The sequence below is a fragment of the Streptomyces sp. YPW6 genome, from assembly GCF_018866325.1.
Lineage (GTDB): Bacteria > Actinomycetota > Actinomycetes > Streptomycetales > Streptomycetaceae > Streptomyces.
In genome coordinates this window covers 7,147,313-7,164,849 of sequence record NZ_CP076457.1, presented here as the reverse complement: position 1 = coordinate 7,164,849, position 17,537 = coordinate 7,147,313, and the positions used below count along the sequence as shown (strand labels likewise).

At 73.0% G+C, this 17,537-nt stretch carries 17 protein-coding genes; 8 read left to right on the top strand and 9 right to left on the bottom strand.

Annotated elements, in window-relative coordinates; translation table 11 throughout:
• Positions 1-92 precede the first annotated feature (92 nt).
• The gene (locus KME66_RS31345) at positions 93-1,460 is read left to right on the top strand and encodes a geranylgeranyl reductase family protein (RefSeq protein WP_216328314.1); all 1,368 of its coding nucleotides are present in this window, start codon (positions 93-95) and stop codon (positions 1,458-1,460) included.
• 85 nt (positions 1,461-1,545) lie between these two features.
• Here KME66_RS31345 and KME66_RS31340 read toward each other — a convergent pair whose 3' ends face one another.
• The 4 genes from KME66_RS31340 to KME66_RS31325 form a co-directional block, all read right to left on the bottom strand.
• Positions 1,546-2,580, bottom strand: coding sequence for a hemolysin family protein (locus tag KME66_RS31340; protein WP_073224997.1), 1,035 nt, complete (start codon positions 2,578-2,580; stop codon positions 1,546-1,548).
• On the bottom strand, positions 2,577-3,953 hold the full coding sequence (locus KME66_RS31335) for a hemolysin family protein (RefSeq protein WP_216328312.1): 1,377 nt from the start codon (positions 3,951-3,953) through the stop codon (positions 2,577-2,579). The genes KME66_RS31340 and KME66_RS31335 overlap by 4 nt, the downstream gene beginning before the upstream one ends.
• A 389-nt stretch (positions 3,954-4,342) precedes the next feature.
• A complete protein-coding gene (locus KME66_RS31330; protein ID WP_216328310.1) occupies positions 4,343-5,275 on the bottom strand; it encodes a M56 family metallopeptidase in 933 nt (310 codons plus the stop codon).
• Between the two features lie 2 nt (positions 5,276-5,277).
• Positions 5,278-5,709, bottom strand: a complete 432-nt coding sequence (locus KME66_RS31325) for a BlaI/MecI/CopY family transcriptional regulator (protein WP_073224994.1) — start codon at positions 5,707-5,709, stop codon at positions 5,278-5,280.
• A gap of 226 nt (positions 5,710-5,935) precedes the next feature.
• Between KME66_RS31325 and KME66_RS31320 the strand changes: the two genes are divergently transcribed.
• The 3 genes from KME66_RS31320 to KME66_RS31310 all read left to right on the top strand — a co-directional run bounded on the left by KME66_RS31320 (position 5,936) and on the right by KME66_RS31310 (position 8,003).
• Entirely contained in the window at positions 5,936-6,511 is a 576-nt protein-coding gene (locus tag KME66_RS31320; protein WP_073224986.1) for a TerD family protein, read from the top strand.
• 32 nt (positions 6,512-6,543) lie between these two features.
• Positions 6,544-7,125: a TerD family protein gene (locus tag KME66_RS31315; protein WP_065479425.1), complete on the top strand. Its 582-nt coding sequence runs from the start codon at positions 6,544-6,546 to the stop codon at positions 7,123-7,125.
• A 110-nt stretch (positions 7,126-7,235) separates the two neighbouring features.
• Positions 7,236-8,003: a hypothetical protein gene (locus tag KME66_RS31310; RefSeq protein ID WP_216328308.1), complete on the top strand. Its 768-nt coding sequence runs from the start codon at positions 7,236-7,238 to the stop codon at positions 8,001-8,003.
• On the opposite strand, the gene KME66_RS31305 is transcribed toward KME66_RS31310, so the two are convergent.
• The 3 genes from KME66_RS31305 to KME66_RS31295 all read right to left on the bottom strand — a co-directional run bounded on the left by KME66_RS31305 (position 7,906) and on the right by KME66_RS31295 (position 11,065).
• Positions 7,906-8,655 (bottom strand): gamma-glutamyl-gamma-aminobutyrate hydrolase family protein, encoded by a 750-nt coding sequence (locus tag KME66_RS31305; RefSeq protein WP_216328306.1) that lies wholly within the window; start codon positions 8,653-8,655, stop codon positions 7,906-7,908. The two genes, KME66_RS31310 and KME66_RS31305, sit on opposite strands and share 98 nt — an antisense overlap.
• 56 nt (positions 8,656-8,711) lie before the next feature.
• Positions 8,712-10,181: an ethanolamine permease gene (gene eat / locus KME66_RS31300; protein ID WP_216328304.1), complete on the bottom strand. Its 1,470-nt coding sequence runs from the start codon at positions 10,179-10,181 to the stop codon at positions 8,712-8,714.
• A gap of 152 nt (positions 10,182-10,333) precedes the next feature.
• The gene (locus KME66_RS31295) at positions 10,334-11,065 is read right to left on the bottom strand and encodes a FadR/GntR family transcriptional regulator (protein WP_216329728.1); all 732 of its coding nucleotides are present in this window, start codon (positions 11,063-11,065) and stop codon (positions 10,334-10,336) included.
• Between the two features lie 139 nt (positions 11,066-11,204).
• On the opposite strand from KME66_RS31295, the gene KME66_RS31290 reads away from it, so the two are divergent.
• From KME66_RS31290 to KME66_RS31280, 3 genes are read left to right on the top strand one after another with little or no spacing between them, the layout of a single operon-like run.
• Positions 11,205-12,569, top strand: a complete 1,365-nt coding sequence (locus KME66_RS31290) for a glutamine synthetase family protein (RefSeq protein ID WP_216328302.1) — start codon at positions 11,205-11,207, stop codon at positions 12,567-12,569.
• A gap of 27 nt (positions 12,570-12,596) precedes the next feature.
• Positions 12,597-13,991, top strand: coding sequence for an aldehyde dehydrogenase (locus KME66_RS31285; protein WP_216328301.1), 1,395 nt, complete (start codon positions 12,597-12,599; stop codon positions 13,989-13,991).
• A 5-nt stretch (positions 13,992-13,996) separates the two neighbouring features.
• A complete protein-coding gene (locus KME66_RS31280; protein WP_073224977.1) occupies positions 13,997-14,782 on the top strand; it encodes a 3-oxoacyl-ACP reductase in 786 nt (261 codons plus the stop codon).
• Positions 14,783-14,842: 60 nt separating this feature from the next.
• Here KME66_RS31280 and KME66_RS31275 read toward each other — a convergent pair whose 3' ends face one another.
• Together KME66_RS31275 and KME66_RS31270 are read right to left on the bottom strand one after the other, a co-directional pair.
• Positions 14,843-16,048, bottom strand: a complete 1,206-nt coding sequence (locus tag KME66_RS31275) for a helix-turn-helix domain-containing protein (RefSeq protein WP_216328299.1) — start codon at positions 16,046-16,048, stop codon at positions 14,843-14,845.
• A complete protein-coding gene (locus KME66_RS31270; protein WP_178379095.1) occupies positions 16,045-16,197 on the bottom strand; it encodes a hypothetical protein in 153 nt (50 codons plus the stop codon). Before KME66_RS31270 ends, KME66_RS31275 begins: the two co-directional genes overlap by 4 nt.
• A gap of 185 nt (positions 16,198-16,382) precedes the next feature.
• Here KME66_RS31270 and KME66_RS31265 point away from each other — a divergent pair, with 185 nt between their 5' ends.
• Entirely contained in the window at positions 16,383-17,366 is a 984-nt protein-coding gene (locus KME66_RS31265; RefSeq protein WP_073224975.1) for a DUF3068 domain-containing protein, read from the top strand.
• The last annotated feature ends 171 nt before the right edge of the window (positions 17,367-17,537 follow it).

Below are 17,537 nucleotides of genomic sequence, written 5' to 3'. Positions count from 1 at the left end.
ACGCCGGGTACCGCCCCGGCCCTTCGTGATCGATGATGTTGCCCGGGGATCCGCCCCGCCAGGAGCAACGACCGTCGGACGAAGGGGTTGTGATGCGGGAACTGCCACCGGACCCGGCGACGACGGACGCACGGGAGGCGTCCCCCGCGGAGACCGACGCCCAGGTGATCGTCGTGGGGGCGGGCCCGGCCGGCTCCTCGGCCGCGTACCACCTGGCGCGGGCCGGGGTGGACGTGATCCTGCTGGAGAAGGCCCGCTTCCCCCGGGAGAAGGTGTGCGGCGACGGTCTCACCCCGCGCGCGGTGCATCAGCTCATCCGGATGGGAGTCGACATCACCGGACCGGGCTGGACGCGTTCGCGCGGGATGCGCTGGGTGGCGGGGAAGCACCGCGTGCACATCGAGTGGCCGTCGCTGGGCCGCTATCCGGACTTCGGGCTCTCCCGCAGCCGGCACGACTTCGACGACATCCTCGCCCGGCACGCCGTGGCGGCGGGGGCCCGGCTGTACACCGGCTGGAAGGCGGAGCGGCCGCTGACGGACCGGGCGGGCCGGGTCACCGGGGTCGCCGCGTCCTGCGACGCCCCGGACGTCCCGGAACCGGTCGGCTTCCACGCGCCGGTCGTCATCGCCGCCGACGGGGCTTCCGCACGCCTCGCCCTGGCGCTGGGCCTGGAGCGGGACCCGCGACGGCAGATCGCGACCGCCGCCCGACGCTACTACCGCAGCCCCGAACGCTCCCGGGAGGAGTACCTGGAGCTGTGGGCCGACCTCCGCTTCCCCGGCGGGGGCCCGTACCTCCCCGGCTACGGCTGGATCTTCCCGATGGGCGACGGCCGGGTCAACGTCGGCCTCGGGGCGCTCCCCCACCGGCGGCACGGCAAGGCGGACCTGCGCGCCACGCTCGACCAGTGGCTGGCCCGCACCCCCGAGGAATGGGGGCTGCGGGAGGAGAACGCGCAGGGCCCGGTGCGCAGCGCCGCCCTGCCCCTCGGGTTCAACCGCCATCCGCTGTACGCCCGGGGGCTGTTGCTGGTCGGCGACTCCGGCGGGATGGTCAGCCCCTGGAACGGCGAGGGCATCGCCCAGGCGATGGAGGCGGGCGAGGTGGCCGCCGAGACCGCGGCCCTCGCCCTGGCGCACCCTCAGGGGCCCCGCCGCGAGCAAGTGCTGCGTGGCTACCCGGTGGAGATGAACCGGCGCTGGGGCCGCTACTACCGGCTGGGCAACGCCGCCGCCGACCTGGTCTTCAGCCGTTCGGGCTTCCAGCCGGTGCTCAACCGGTACGTCATGGGCTCGCCGTTCCTCCTGGACCTGCTGGCCCGGCTGCTCACCGACCTGACGGACAAGCCCTCGCGCGATGTCGCCGACCATGTGCTGAACACGGCGTTCCGCCTCGTCCCGGCTCCGGGACCCCGTGCGCGGCCGGGGGCGTGGCGGCCCCTGGGCGGCAGGCGCTGACCGGCCGCACCCCAGCAGAGCAGGAGACGGCCGGGCGGAACACGTCCCGTGACCCGCCCGGCCGCTGTGGCCCTCGGGCCCTCGCCTAGGACGCGGCCCCGGGGGGCGTCCGCGGGTGCAGCAGCCTGGTGAGCAGGTCGTCCAGGCTGACCAGTCCGGTGAGGCTGCCGTCCGCGTCGCGCACGATCGCGATCGTGGCACGCCGCTCACGCAGCTGCTCCACGGCGTGGGCGGCGGTCTCCTGCGGGGCCAGCTCGGGGAGCGGGCGTGCCAGGTCGCGGGCGCGGACCGCCCGGCCCCCGGCTCGGGCGACCAGGGCGTCGCGGGCGTGCACCGATCCGAGGACCCGCTCCCCGTCCCGTACCAGCAGGCGGGTCCGGTCGGCCTCGGCCGCGGTGGCCAGGACCTCGTCGAGTCCGGCGTCGGCGGGGACGGTCACGATCCGCTCGGCGGGGATCTGGAGGGCGGAGACCGGGGACTGGGGTTCGGTCAGGGTCCGGGTCATCAGGCCGGAGTCGCCCTGGCTGATGAGCCCGAGGCGTTCGGACTCCTCGATGAGGTGGGTCAGCTGGTCACGATTGTGCACCGAGGTCAGCTCGTCGCGCGGGGTGACCCGGCACAGCCGTACCAGCGCGTTGCTGACCGCGTTCAGCAGCCGGATCAGCGGCCGTACGGCCTTGACCAGGGCCCGGAAGGCCGGGCTCAGCAGCATCGCCGAGCGCTCGGGGTGGGCGATGGCCCAGGACTTCGGGGCCATCTCCCCGACCACCATGTGCAGGAAGACGACGACGATCATGGCCAGCGCGAAGGCGATGCCGTAGCTGACGGCGGCGGGCAGCCCGAGCTTCTCCAGCAGCGGGTCCAGCTCGTGCGAGATGGCGGGCTTGGAGACGGATCCGAGGCCCAGCGTGCAGATGGTGATGCCGAGCTGGGCGCCCGCGAGCATCAGCGACAGCTCGCGCATCCCGGCGAGCGCCGCCTTCGCCCCGCGCTGCCCGCGGGCCACGGCCTGCTCCATGCGGTGGCGCTTGGCGGCGACCAGGGCGAACTCGGCGGCGACGAAGAAGCCGCTGCCGATCAGGAGCAGGACGGTCACGAAGAGCGCCATCGGAAAGCTCATGCCTGCGGCTCCTGTCCGGTGCGATCGTCCTCGGCCGTCCGATCGGCTTCAGCCGTCCGGTCGGCTTCGGCGGTGCGGTCCTCCCGCTCGATGCGGACGTACTCGGCGACGTGCCGGTCGAGCGATCGGACGTCGATCCCGACTCCGGAGACCGTCAGCCGGTCGCCCACCGTCGGGAAGCGGCCGAGCCGGTCGATGACCAGTCCGGCCAGGGTGTCGTAGTCGTCGCTCTCCTGGGGCAGCGCGATCCCGGTGGCCTCCTCGATCTCGTCGAGGCGGCGGCCCGCGTCCACGATCCAGCCGGAGCCGTCGGCGACCGCGAGTTCGACGACGGTGTCGGACTCGTCGGCGATGTCCCCGACGAGTTCCTCGGCGATGTCCTCGTACGTGACGATCCCCGCGAGACCGCCGTGCTCGTCCAGGACCACGGCGAACTCGTCGTCGCGCTCCCGCATCTGCGTCACGGCGGCGGGCAGCTTCAGCAGCTCGGGCAGCAGGAGCGGATCGCGGGCCAGCGACCCGACGGTGGTGCGGCCGACCTCCGCGGCGGGCAGGCTCATCAGCTCCCGCACTCCCAGGACGCCCGCCGGGTCGTCGGGGTGGTCACCGAGCACGGGGTAGTTGGAGTGGCCGTGGCGGGCGATCAGCTCTACGGCCTCGGCGGCCATGGCGTCCCGGCGGACGAACGCGACGTCGGCGCGCGGGATCATCACCTCGCCCAGCGTCCGCTCGGAGAACTCCAGCGCGTGGTCCATCAGTTCGGCGGTCGCGGCGGGCAGCTCACCCTGCTCGTGGGACTCGCCGATGAGGTGGCCCAGCTCCTCCAGGGTGGCGCCGTGGTGCAGTTCCTCGACGGGTTCGATGCCGATCCGGCGCAGCAGCCGGTTGGCCGCGCTGTCGAAGACGTGGATCACCGGGCCGACGAGCCGGAGGTAGATCAGGGTGGAGGCCGCCAGGGACTTCGCCATCCGTTCCGGGACGGCGAGGGCCAGGTTCTTGGGGGCGAGTTCGCCGAGGACCATCTGGATGACGGTCGCCACCACGAAGGACAGCACGACGGAGATGCCGGAGACCACGCCGTCGGGCACGCCGGTGCCGCTGAGGGCGGGGCGCAGCAGCGCCGAGACGGACGGTTCGGCGAGGAAGCCGACGACGAGCCCGGTGACGGTGATCCCGAGTTGGGCGCCGGAGAGCATGAACGAGAGGCGTTCCAGCACCTTCACGGCGCGGGCGGCCCGCTTGTCACCGGCCGCGGCCTGGCGGGCGAGGGTCAGCCGGTCCGCGGAGACGTACGCGAACTCCTGGGCCACGAAGTAGCCGGTCCCGGCGGTGAGGACGAAGACGGCCAGGAGGCCGAACAGCGCGGCGATCATCGGCCCCTCGCCCCGCAGGAGCGGCGACCGGCCCGGCCCGTGGCCGCGTCGGCGGGCCGGACGCGGGGCACGTCAGGTGCCGGAGGGCGAAGGTCGGACCCCGAAGGGCCCGTACTGGCAGACAACGCGTGGCTCCTGTCCGGCTGGAGGTTCCAGCCACTGTACGGAGGGGTCGGCCCGTTCCGCCGCACCGGTGCGTCTCCGGCTGTGCCCACGGTCGGACCTGCGGTCCATGAACTCTACAGCGGAGTAGACGGGCCGTCCGGGGCGGCTTCCGTGACGAGAACCGTACGCCAACGGGCAGGTCCCGGGGCTGGACGGACACTCTGGGCGGCCCTGTCGGGCCGGGCGCCGCACAGGCCGGCCCCGGCCTCCCGCGGCGGCGCCGGCTACAGCGGGGTGGCCGCCTCCAGGACGAGGAAGAGGGCGACGGCCGCGTTCAGCGCGGAGAGTGCGGAGACGGTCGTTCCGGCCGCGGCGACGAGCGCGGCCGCCCCGGCGGGGGTGAGCGTCGGGGGCCAGCTCCGGTCCGGCGGCACCGGCCCGAGGAGCGCCGCCACCCGGCGGGGCACCGGGCCCGCGGTGGCGAAGGCGGCGAAGGCCGTGCCGCCGTGGACCGGACGGGCGACCAGGGCCGCCTTGCCGACGGCGCGGGCGGTCAGCCGACGGTCACCGGTGACCCGGGCCGCCTCCTCGTCCGCCCAGCGTTCCGTGCTGTAGACCAGGGCTCCGAGCAGGGGCCACAGCAGGGGGTTGACGCAGCCCGCCAGCCGGGTGGCGAGCAGCAGCCGGTGGTGGCGCCCGGTCAGATGGGCCCGCTCGTGGGCGAACAGCGCGCGGTGCTCGGCCGGTTCGAGGGAGGCCAGCATCGCCGTGGAGACCATCACCCGCCCCGGGGAGCCGGGGAGCGCGTAGGCGTAGGGCATGTCGTCGGGCAGCACGGCGACGTCGCCCCCTCCCAGCCTTCCGAGCGCCCGGTGGGCGCGGGCCCGGAAGCGGAAGTGGCGGTGAACGGTGAATCCGCAGGCCGCGGTCACGACGACGAGCGCCAGAATGGACGCCTTGCCCGCGAACGCGTCGTGCGGCACCGCGTCCCGGACCTCGTCGTCGGACCAGCCGTCGGGCAGCGGGTTGCCGGGCAGCTGGGCGGTGCCCACGACCACCAGCAGCCCGAGGCAGAGGAGGCTGCAGGAGGCGAGGATGACGGCGACGGTGGTCAGCAGCCGGGCGGCCCTGCGGGGGTGCAGGTGCTGTTCGGCCAGGCGGGCGATCGGCAGCGCGGTCAGGGGGAGTACGAGGGGCAGGTAGACGAAGACCCCCATCGTCAGCGCTCCGGCCGGTCCGGGGCCGCGCCGGTGCCGTCGGGGCCGCCCTCGGCGAGCAGGGACCGCAGCAGGTCCTCGTCGTGGGAGGAGAGGACGGAGACGAAGCTGGAGAGCACCGCGTCGCGGTCGCTCTGCTTGTCGAGCAGCCGGCGCATCCGCAGGGCGGCGAGCCCGGCCTCGTTCGCCACGGGCTCCCACAGGACGGGGCGCCCGCGCCCGGTGCGGCTGACCGCCTGCTTGGCGTGCAGCCGGGTCAGGATGGTGATGACGGTGCTGTACGAGAGGCCCGCGCCGAGCCGCTCCAGCACCCAGGCCGCGGTCACCGGTTCGCTCGCCTCGCCCAGCACCGACAGCACCTGGGCCTCCAGCTCGCCCTGGCCGCGCCTGCGGGCGGGCGTCTCGCGTTCACCACCGGCTCTTTCGGCGTCCACGGCACGGCCTCCCTCTCCGTCTCGCCGCCCGGCTCTCTCCGTTCGGCCGCCCGGCTGCGGCACCGGACCCGCCGGGCATCGGGGAATCGTATCCAGCCGACGGCGGGAGAGGCCACCGGGCGGCACAGGACCACCCGGGCGGGCCGGCCCCGGTCCCCGCCGCCTGGCCCGGCAACTCTACAGTGCTGTAGATTTACCCCACTGCCGCCGGACAAGGGAGAAGATCATGGGTGTGAGCCTCGCCAAGGGTGGAAACGTCTCGCTGAGCAAGGAGGCCCCGGGGCTGACCGCGGTTCTCGTGGGTCTCGGCTGGGACGTGCGGACCACCACCGGCGCCGACTACGACCTGGACGCGAGCGCGCTGCTCTGCGACGAGGCGGGCAAGGTGCTGTCCAACGGGCACTTCGTCTTCTACAACAACCTGAAGAGCCCGGACGGTTCGGTCGAGCACACCGGCGACAACCTCACCGGTGAGGGCGAGGGCGACGACGAGACCGTCAAGGTCGACCTCGCCTCGGTGCCCGCCACCGTCGCGAAGATCGTGTTCCCGGTCTCGATCCACGACGCCCAGAGCCGCGGCCAGAGCTTCGGCCAGGTCCGCAACGCGTACATCCGGGTGGTGAACCAGGCCGGCGGCGCGGAGATCGCCCGCTACGACCTCAGCGAGGACGCCTCCACCGAGACGGCGATGGTCTTCGGCGAGCTGTACCGGCACGGCGCCGAGTGGAAGTTCCGTGCGGTCGGGCAGGGTTACGCATCCGGGCTGAGCGGCATCGTCGCCGACTACGGCGTCAGTCTCTGAGCCGCTCGGACACGATCACGGAAGGCACAGCGATGACGATCAACCTCACCAAGGGCCAGCAGGTCAGCCTCACCAAGTCCGGCGGCGGCGAACTCGACGTCGTACGGATGGGGCTGGGCTGGAAGTCCGCCCCGCGCAAGGGATTTCTGGCGCGGCTGACCGCCCGCGAGATCGACCTGGACGCCTCGGCGGTGCTCTTCGCGGGCCGGGACCCGCAGGACGTGGTCTTCTTCCAGCACCTGACCAGCGACGACGGCTCGGTCCAGCACACCGGGGACAACCGGGTCGGCGGCGCGGGCGAGGGCGGTGACGACGAGTCGATCGTCGTCGACCTGCGGCGCGTACCGGCCCATGTGGACCAGATCGTCTTCACGGTGAACTCGTTCACCGGCCAGACCTTCGAGGAGGTCGAGGCGGCGTTCTGCCGGCTGGTCGACGAGAGCAACGGCCAGGAGCTGGCCCGGTACACGCTGACCGGCGGCGGCCGGCACACCGCCCAGATCATGGCCAAGGTGCAGCGGACCGGCTCGGGCTGGCAGATGACGGCGATCGGCGCGGCGGCCGACGGGCGGACCTTCCAGGACCTCATGCCCGCGGTCGCCCAGCACCTCTGACCCCGTCCGGCGGCACCACGGGGGTGCGCACGTGTCGCGTGCGCACCCCGCGCGGCCCTGACGGCCACCCGCCCCCCACGTATCGACACACGGATCGACCGAGGAACAGCATGGGCAGACCTTCCCGGCTCGGGGACGAGGACAGGGCCGACTACGCGAGCGTGCTCGACGAGGTGATCGCCTCACCGGAGATCCGCCGCCTGCTGGAGCGCTCGGGCGTGCCCGGCGACCGGCTGCGCTTGCGGGGACTGGCGGCCGTGGCACGCACGACGGCCACCGCCGACGCGGAGTACCGGAGGTACGCGGCGCTCCGGGTGCGGGGCGGGCGGCCGGACGCCGGGGCGGCGCCGCTCTCCGGGCCCGGCGATCAGGAGCGGCCGGGAGCCGGGGTGCTGGCGGTCCTCGGGGTGCTGACGCCGGTGCTCGCGGCCGTGGCCGCGGCGACGTTCCTGCTGCTGGGGTACGGTCTGCGGCTCGCCGACGCCCTGCCCTCCCTGGCCGGCACCCTCGTCGGCGTCGGCTGGTCCAGTCTGCTGGTCGCGGCGGTCACCGCCCTGGTCAGTGTGGCCGCCCTCTACCGGACGGCGGCGCGGCAGTCGGCGGCGGACGCGGTGGCCGGACCCGACGCGTGGGCCACCGCTGCCGCTCCCGCGCTCGCCGAGGCCCGCCGGGCGTGGCTCGTGGCGCTGCGCGACCGGGGAATCCGGCCGTTCCTCCTGAAGGAGCTCGCCGATGCGGCGGCGTCCGCCCCGGATGGGGGCGAGGGCGGCGGCTCCCGCTTCAGTTCACCGGCGTTCGCGGGGCCCGACTACTCGGGCCCGGGGTTCGAGGGGCCGGTGCCGCCCGCTCCCCTGCCGCCCGGACCAGGGCGGCCATGACCCGGGTGTCCTGACCCATCTCCGGGTGCCACTGCACCCCGAGCACCAGGCTTCCGTGGTCCGGGAGTTCCAGGGCCTCCACCGTCCCGTCGGGGGCGTGGGCGGAGGCCACCAGGCCGGCGCCGAGGCGGTCGACCGCCTGGTGGTGGTAGGCGGGCACCATCGTGGTCTCGGGGACGGCGTCCGCGTACGCGGTGCCGGCCACGGGGGTGACCGGGTGGCTGCCGAAGACGCCGAGGCCGCCGGTGTGGTCCTCCAGGTGCTGGATCAGCGTGCCGCCGAGGGCGACGTTGAGCAGCTGCATGCCCCGGCAGATGCCGAGCAGGGGGACCTGCCGGTCGATCGCCGCCCGGATCAACGCCATCTCCCAGGCGTCGCGTTCGCGGGCCGGGGGCCCGGTACGGGGGTCGGCTGCCGCCCCGTACCGGGCCGGCTCGACGTCCGCTCCCCCGGCGATGACCAGCCCGTCCAGGGCGGCGACGGTGTCCCGGGCCGCGTCCTCGGCGTCATCGGGCGGCAGCAGCACCGCGAGTCCGCCCGCAGCCCGGACGAGGCGCGGATAGGCGGCGGGCAGCAGCACCGCGGGCATCTCCCACACACCCCACCGGGCCGGGTCCTGGTAGGTGCTGATGCCGATGACGGGCCGGGACATGGAACGTGCTCCTTCGGATCGGGGGATCGCGCCGGCGGCCGGGGCCGCCGGCGTACTCAGTCGCGGGCGAGTTCGGCCTCGGCCGCCGCCAGTGCGGCGAACTCCTCCTCCGGAGCCCCCGCGACCAGCCGATGGCGGCTGTAGAAGGCGAAGTACGCCAGCGCCACCGCGTACACGGCGAGGGCGATGAACGCCGCGTCGCGGTCCACCAGGAAGGTCGCCACCAGCGCCGAGCATGCCAGAGCGAAGGCGACGGACGAGGTGAGCGCGCCGCCGGGGGTGCGGTAGGGGCGCGGCAGCTCCGGTTCGCGGCGGCGCAGCACCAGGTGGGAGAGGGCCATGAGGGCGTAGCTGATGGTGGCGCCGAAGACGGCGACGTTGAGCATCCGGCCGCCGTTGCCGCTCCAGGCGGCGAGCGCGAAGCCGATGGCGCCGGGGATCAGCAGGCCGAGGTAGGGGGACTTGCGGCGGTTGGTGAGGGAGAGGAAGCGGGGCAGATAGCCGGCCCGGGAGAGGGCGAACAGCTGACGGGAGCCCGCGAAGATCAGGGAGAAGAAGGAGGCGACGAGTCCGGCGAGGCCCGCGTAGTTCACGAAGCGGCTCAGGGCGGTCGGCTCGCCGTCGCCCTGGAGGGCCACCACGAGCGGGTTTCCGGCCTCCTTGATGGCGTCCGCCCCCTGGGCGCCGGTGGCGGAGACGAAGGTGATGAGGGCCAGGAAGACCAGCACGGCCAGCGAGATGGCCAGCGCCTTGGGCATCGAGCGGACCGGGTCCTTGGCCTCCTCGGCGGCGAGCGGCACTCCCTCCACCCCGAGGAAGAACCACATGCCGAAGGGGAAGGCGGCCCAGATCCCGAGGAGTCCGAACGGCAGCCAGGAGGAGGAGCCGAAGGCGGAGGCGTCGGCCGGGATGTCGTTGAGGCGGCCGGCGTCGAACTCGGTGAACGCGCCGACGGCGAAGATCAGCAGCGCGACGACGGCGATGGCGGTCACCACCAGGCTGAAGCGCAGCGCCTCACCGACGCCCCAGAGGTGGATGCCGATGAAGATCGCGAAGCAGGCGAGGTAGACGGGCCAGCCGGAGGTGAGGCCGAACAGGCCGAGCGATTCGACGTAGTCGCCGATGAAGAGGGAGATGGCGGCGGGAGCGAGGATGTACTCGATGAGGATGGCCGTCCCCGTCAGGAAGCCGCCCCAGGTGCCGAGCGCCCGGCGGGCGAAGCCGTAACCGCCGCCCGCCGTGGGGAGGATGGCGGAGAGTTCGGCGAGCGCGAAGACCAGACACGCGTACATGACGCCCATGAGGACCATGGCCACGGCCAGTCCGCCGAACCCGCCCTTGGACAGGCCGATGTTCCAGCCGGAGAAGTCGCCGGAGACCACGTAGGCGACGCCGAGTCCGGTCAGCAGGAGCCAGCCGGCGCTGCCGCGGCGCAGGGTCCGGCGGTGCAGATACGCGTCCGTGCCGGACTTCGCCGGGCCCGCGTCACCGGGTGGTCCGGCGGGTGTTTCGGTTCCCTGAGCCATGAGGCGCTCCAGATGTGTGTCGACTTCATCGTTGGAACTGCGTCGATCAAAGGTTCGTCGGCACACCTTTGTGGAACGGTGCGGCGCCTGGCAAGGGGCGTGCGTTAAAGAGTGGTTACGGATTCGCCTCGCCGGGCATCCCGGACCCGGGGTCAGGCGAGGAAGCCGCGCAGCAGGGCCGCGGTGCCGCCGCAGTGCTCGCGCATCATCTCGCGCGCGGCGTCCGGGTCCCGGTCGAGGACCGCCTCGACGACGGCCCCGTGCTGCTGCTGGGAGTGCTCCAGGTTGCGCACCAGCAGGGGGATGCCGTCGAGCAGTTCGTTGAGGGTGGCCCGCACGGCGGCGTACTGGGCGGCGAGGGTGCGGGATCCGGAGAGTTCGGCGAGGGTGAGGTGGAGCAGGGTGTCCTGGCGGCGGTAGTCCTCCAGCCGGGCGCCCCGGGTGGCGTCGAGCGCTTCCCGCAGCCGCGTTTCACCGTCGCCCGTGAGCCCTTCGGCGCACAGGCCCGCGGCCCCGGCCTCCAGCACCTCCCGGAAGCGCAGGGTGTCCTCGACGTCGACGGCGGCGATGCGGCGGCGCAGTGCGCCGCTGTCCTCGGGAGCGGCGGTGCGCGGCAGGACGAACGTTCCTCCGTAGCGGCCGCGGCGGCTCTCGACCATGCCCTGGTCCTGGAGGACCTTGAGGACCTCGCGCAGCGTCACCCTGCTGATCCGCAGCTGCTGGGACAACTCGCGCTCGGAGGGCAGGCGTTCACCCGGCGGCACCAGACCGAGGCGCAGGAGCTGGAGGATCTGCTCCAGCGCCTCCTCGAAGCCGTTGCCCGCGCGGACCGGGCGCAGCACGGAGTCCAGCTGTCCCGGCGCACCGCCGCCCGCGCCGCGCACCGGCCCGCCCTCCCCTGCCGCCCGTACCCCCGGACGGGTGTCGTCCGCCCTTCCGCTCGCGCCCACTGGTGGATCCCCTTCCCAAGCAATGGTTCTCTGTCATACCTTAACCCTCCCGGTTCACCCAAGGAGGCATCCCGTGGCAGACCGCACACCCCCGCTCGGCGTCGACGAGCTCCGCTCACGGGTCGCGGACGGGTCGATAGACACCGTGGTGCTGGCCTTCCCGGACATGCAGGGCCGTCTTCAGGGGAAGCGGTTCGCGGCCGGGTTCTTCCTCGACGAGGTGCTGGAGCACGGCACCGAGGGCTGCAACTACCTGCTGGCCGTGGACACCGAGATGCGGACGGTCGACGGTTACGCGATGTCCTCGTGGGAGAGCGGCTACGGCGACTTCGGCATGGTCCCCGACCCCGCGACCCTGCGCCCCGTCCCCTGGCACGAGGGGACGGCCCTGCTCATCGCGGATCTCGCCTGGCACGACGGCAGTCCGGTGGCGGCCGCGCCCCGGCAGATCCTGCGCAGCCAGCTCGACCGGCTGGCGGAGCGCGGCTGGACGGCCCAGGTGGGCACGGAGCTGGAGTTCATCGTCTTCCGGGACAGTTACGAGGAGGCCTGGGACCGCGACTACCGCGGGCTGACCCCGGCCAACCAGTACAACATCGACTACTCCATCCTCGGCACCGGCCGCATCGAGCCGCTGCTGCGCCGGATCCGCAACGAGATGCAGGGCGCGGGGCTGACCGTCGAGTCCGCCAAGGGCGAGTGCAATCCCGGCCAGCACGAGATCGTCTTCCGCTACGACGAGGCGCTCACCACCTGCGACCAGCACGCCGTGTACAAGACGGGCGCCAAGGAGATCGCGGCCCAGGAGGGCGTCGCGCTGACCTTCATGGCCAAGTACGACGAGCGCGAGGGCAACTCCTGCCACATCCACCTCTCGCTGACCGACGCGGACGGCGAGAACGTGATGGCGGGCGACGGACCGGACGGCATGTCCGAGGTGATGCGCCACTTCCTGGCCGGCCAGCTCGCCGCCCTGCGGGACTTCTCCCTCCTCTACGCCCCCAACATCAACTCCTACAAGCGTTTCCAGCCCGGCTCCTTCGCCCCCATCGCCGTCGCCTGGGGCGTCGACAACCGCACCTGCGCCCTGCGGGTCGTCGGCCACGGGCGCTCGATGCGCTTCGAGAACCGGCTGCCCGGCGGCGACGTCAACCCGCATCTGGCCGTCGCCGGACTGGTCGCCGCCGGACTGTACGGGGTCGAGCACCGGCTGGAGCTGCCCGAGGTCTGTACGGGCAACGCCTACACCGCCGGGTACGACCAGGTGCCGACGACCCTGCGCGAGGCCGCCGAACTGTGGGAGGCCAGCCCGATCGCGAAGGAGGCGTTCGGCGAGGAGGTCGTCGCGCACTACCTGAACATGGCCCGGGTCGAACTGGCCGCGTACGACTCCGCGGTGACCGACTGGGAGCTGCGCCGCTCCTTCGAACGCCTCTGACCACCCCTTCCCGATCGAGGTCCGTACGTGTCACAGCACCTTGCGGCGTCCGCCCTGGACGTCCTCAACCCGGCGACCGCCGAGGTCATCGCCACCGTCCCCGCCGCCCTGGCCGCCGATGTGGACGCCGCCGTCGTCCGGGCGGCCGCCGCCCAGCGCTCCTGGGCCGCCGCCGCGCCCGCCGACCGGGCCCGGCTGCTGCGCCGGTTCGCCGTCGTCGTCGACGAACACCTGGAGGAACTGGCCCGGTCGGAGGTCCGGGAGGCCGGTCACACCATCGGGAACGCCCGGTGGGAGGCGGGCAACGTCCGCGATCTGCTCGACTACAGCGCGGGCGGGGCCGAACGGCTGCTGGGCCGCCAGATCCCGGTGGCGGGCGGCATCGACTTCACCGTCCTGGAGCCGCTGGGGGTCGTCGGGGTCATCGCCCCGTGGAACTTCCCGATGCCGATCGCGGCCTGGGGCCTCGCCCCGGCCCTCGCGGCGGGGAACGCCGTCCTCCTCAAGCCCGCCGAGACGACCCCGCTGACCGCTCTGCGACTGGCCGAACTCGCCCTGGAGGCAGGCCTTCCCGAGGATCTCTTCCAGGTGCTGCCCGGCGAGGGTCCGGTGGCCGGGAGCGCGCTGGTGGAGCACCCGGGCGTCGCGAAGATCGTGTTCACCGGCTCCACCCGGACCGGCAAGCACATCATGACCCGCTGCGCCGAGCGCGTGAAGCGCCTGACCCTGGAGCTGGGGGGCAAGAGCCCCAACGTCGTCTTCGCGGACGCCGACGTGGAGGCCGCGGCGGCCGCCGCCCCGATGTCCTTCCTGGACAACGCCGGCCAGGACTGCTGCGCCCGGACCCGGATCCTGGTCGAGCGGGCCGTGTACGACCGGTTCCTCGACGCTCTCGTCCCGGCCGTGTCCGCCGTGATGGTGGGTGACCCGGCCGACGAGAGGACGCAGATGGGCCCCCTGATCTCGGCCGTCCAGCGGGACCGGGTCCGGGGGCTCGTCGACGGCGGCCGGGAGGCCGACGGCGTACGGGCGATGCTCGGCAAGGCGCCCGAGGGCCCCGGGTTCTGGTATCCGCCGACCGTCCTCGCCGGAGTCTCGCCCGAGGCCCCGGTGGCCGTCGAGGAGGTCTTCGGGCCGGTGGCCGTGGTGCTGCCGTTCGAGGACGAGGCGGACGCGGTGCGGCTGGCCAACGCCACCGACTACGGGCTCGCCGGCTCGGTCTGGACCCGGGACGTGGGCCGCGCGCTGCGCGTGAGCCAGGGGCTGCGGGTGGGCAACCTCTCCGTCAACTCGCACTCCAGCGTGCGCTATTCGACCCCCTTCGGCGGCTACAAACAGTCGGGTCTCGGCCGCGAGCTCGGCCCGGACGCGCTGGCCGCCTTCACCGAAACCAAGAACGTCTTCATCAGCACGGAGGCCTGAGCACCATGACCGACACTTCTTCCGTCTGCCGCCGCCTGGTCGGCCGCACCGCCGTCGTCACCGGAGCCGGCAGCGGCATCGGTCTGGCCACCGTGCGGCGGCTGGCCGCCGAGGGCGCCCGTGTCGTCTGCGCCGATGTGGACGAGGAGCGGGGCAAGGCCGCCGCCGAGGAGGCCGCCGGGCTCTTCGTCCGTACCGACGTCACGGACGCCGACGAGGTGGACGCCCTCTTCAAGGCCGCCCACGACACCTACGGTTCGGTCGACATCGCGTTCAACAACGCGGGGATCTCGCCGCCCGACGACGACTCCATCCTGGAGACCGGCCTGGAGGCCTGGAAGCGGGTGCAGGAGGTCAATCTGACCTCGGTCTACCTCTGCTGCAAGGCGGCCATCCCCTACATGCGCGCGCAGCGCAGGGGCTCCATCATCAACACGGCCTCGTTCGTGGCCCGGATGGGCGCGGCCACCTCGCAGATCTCGTACACCGCGTCCAAGGGCGGGGTGCTGGCGATGTCACGCGAGCTGGGGGTGCAGTTCGCGCGGGACGGCATCCGGGTCAACGCGCTGTGCCCGGGGCCGGTCAACACCCCGCTGCTCCAGGAGCTGTTCGCCAAGGACCCGGAGCGGGCCGCCCGGCGGCTGGTCCACATCCCGCTGGGGCGGTTCGCCGAGCCGACGGAGATCGCCGCCGCCGTGGCGTTCCTGGCGAGCGACGACTCCTCGTTCGTGAACGCCACGGACTTCCTGGTCGACGGCGGGATCGCCGGGGCCTACGTCACCCCGGTCTAGACCCGGCGGACGCACGCGCGGCCCGCGCGTCCGAGGACGTGCGGGCCGCGGCGCCCCGGCTCAGGCCTGAGCAGGGGCCAGGTCGCCCCGCAACCGCTGGGCGCGGAGGACGAGCAGCATCTCGAAGCGCTGGTCCGGTTCGTCGATGGCGTCGCCCCACAGCTCGCGGATCTGCCGCAGCCGGTAGCGGGCCGTCTGGGGGTGGACGCCGAGGCGGGCGGCCACCTCGGGAGCGCCGCCGGGGGTCTCGATCCAGGCGAGCAGCGTCTCCGCCAGCCGCCGCGACTGGGTCGGGCTGAGGCCGTCCAGCGGGGCGAGGCAGCGCCGGGCGGAGGCGTCGATCAGCTCCTGGGCCGGCAGCAGGACCAGCTCCTCCACGCGCTCGGTGCAGTGCAGCACCCCGCCCTGGGGGAGCAGGTCCCTGGTGATCAGCTGGACCGCGGTCTCCGCCCAGCGCAGCGAGGTCGCGGCGGCGGCCAGCGGGACCGCAGGGCCGATCGCCCCGGACCAGCCCGCCGTGGCCCGCCGCAGGGTCTCGGCACGGCCCGCCGTGTCCGGGTCCGGGATGACGATGCGTGGCTGCTCGCTCTCCATCTCCAGCAGGATGCCCTGGCCGACCGCCGGGGCCACCGCCTCCCGGGCGGGCCGGATGAGCACGCCCACCGCGATCGTCTCGGGGAGCTCCCAGCCGATGCGGGCGGCCCGCTCGGCGAGGGTCCGGGGCGATTCGGCACGGTGCTCCATGAGCAGCATCTCGATCAGCTGGCGCTGGAGGCGCAGGCGTTCGCTGGCGCGCCGGGCCGCAGCCTCGGCGTAGCCCCGTACCGACTGTTCCACGAGCCCGTCCAGATACTCGAATCCCGATTCGGCCAGCTCGTACATGGCGGGCGCCGGGATGTCGACCTGCTGGCCGATCTCGGCGAGCCTGCGCCAGGTGAGCCGGACGCCGAAGCGGTAGATGGCCTGGAGCGAGTCGAGGCTGCGGCCCTCCAGACCCTCGCCCCGGCCGAACTCCTGGAACATCTCCGGCGGCACCCGGGGGTGCACGCCGGAGGTGAGGTTGTCGACGAACCCCTCGATGGCACGGCGGATTCCGACCAGGGCCAGCGGCTCCCCTGACTCGTCCTCGACCAGGTGGAGGTAGGGGTAGTCCCGGCGGATCGCGTGCAGGATGGTCTGGGCGAGTTCCGGGGCCTCCGACAGGGCGATGGCGGCGAACCGGTCCAGCTGGGCCCGGGGCACCTCCTGCCAGGCCGCGCGCGTCACGGAGCCGCCGGTCCCGTGTCGTAGCTGATCAGTGGCGTGTTGGGCTGGTCGGGGGTGGCGTCGAGCAGTGCCACGACACCGACCGCCGCGCCCACGGCGAGCGCCGCGGCCATCACGGTGGTGGAGAGAGCGGCGATGAGTCTGCGCATGGTCGGGTCAGCTCCTTGCTGGAGGCGATCCCCACCCCGTGAGCCGGGCCCCTCCGGCTCGTGCACAGTGTCAGCAGGTCATTGACATCTCGTCAAGGCCTTGCCTACTCTTCACGCCATTCAAGGGCTGACCGGCCCGGGGCCCGTGCACCTCCGCGAAGAGACTTCGACCCAGGAGTGCCCGGATGCGCCGCAATGCTTCACCCCTCTCGCTCGTTCTGCTGGGGGCGGGGGTCTTTCTGCTCGTGCTCGCACCCCTGCTCGTCTGGTATGTCCAGCCGCATGCCAAGCGCACCCCCATCGACACCGACACCACCACCGTGTTCACCGGTACCGGCAGCTACTTCGACACCGGCAGGGTGGAGACGGTGGACGACGAGACGATCACGATCACCCGGCAGGTGCGCGGGGACGTGGCCGACAGCGAGAAGAGCGGCAACGCCGTCTGGGACGTGTCCACCTCCGTCGACCACGACGGCACGCTGCCCGCCTCCGATCCCCGGGACGCCCTCCAGTGGACGCTGGAGCGCTGGGTGACCGACCGCACCACCAACGAGCCGGTGCACTGCTGCGAGGAGTCCCCGACGTTCGACGGGGAGGCGTACCTCAAGTTCCCCTTCGACGTCGAGAAGCGCGCCTACCGGTGGTGGGACAGCACGCTCGGCGGTGTGGTGCGGCTCTCCTACGAGGGCGAGAAGAAGATCCAGGGCTACACCGGCTACCTCTTCACAGGCGAGGTCGAGCCCACGAAGACCGGGGTGCGCCAGGTGCCCGGGGTCCTCGTCGACCGGAGGAAGACGCCCCAGGTCCTCGCCGAGGAGTGGTACTCCAACAGCGGCATCGAGCTGGTCGTGGACCGGCGCACCGGCCGCATCATCAATGCGGCGATCGGTCCGAGGAAGACGCTGCGCGCGCCCGGCTCGAAGAAGGACGCCGTGGTGCTGCTGGAGAGCAAGCGGGTGGAGTTCACCGAGGCGACCCAGAAGAAGCAGGTCGAGCTGGCGTCGGCGGACAGCGAGCGGCTGGCGATGCTCGGCGGGACCGCGCCGGCGGGAGCGGCCGGAACGGGGCTCGTACTCACCGTCGCGGGGGTCGTCCTCGTCGTCCGGGGGCGCCGGGAGGCGCCGGAGGCCCCGAACACTCACATGACGACGAGTACGCACACCTGAGTTACCCGCAAGTTGTTGCACCGGTGAGTAGCCGGGCGGTAACCCGTGCCCAAAACTGTCTATCCCCACCAGAGCACGGCCCCCCGGTCTTTCCCTTTCCGTCACACCCTGTGCGATCCCCGCCCCGCCCCGTACGCCCCTCTCTTCCCTTCCCGTCCCCTCCCTCCCCTC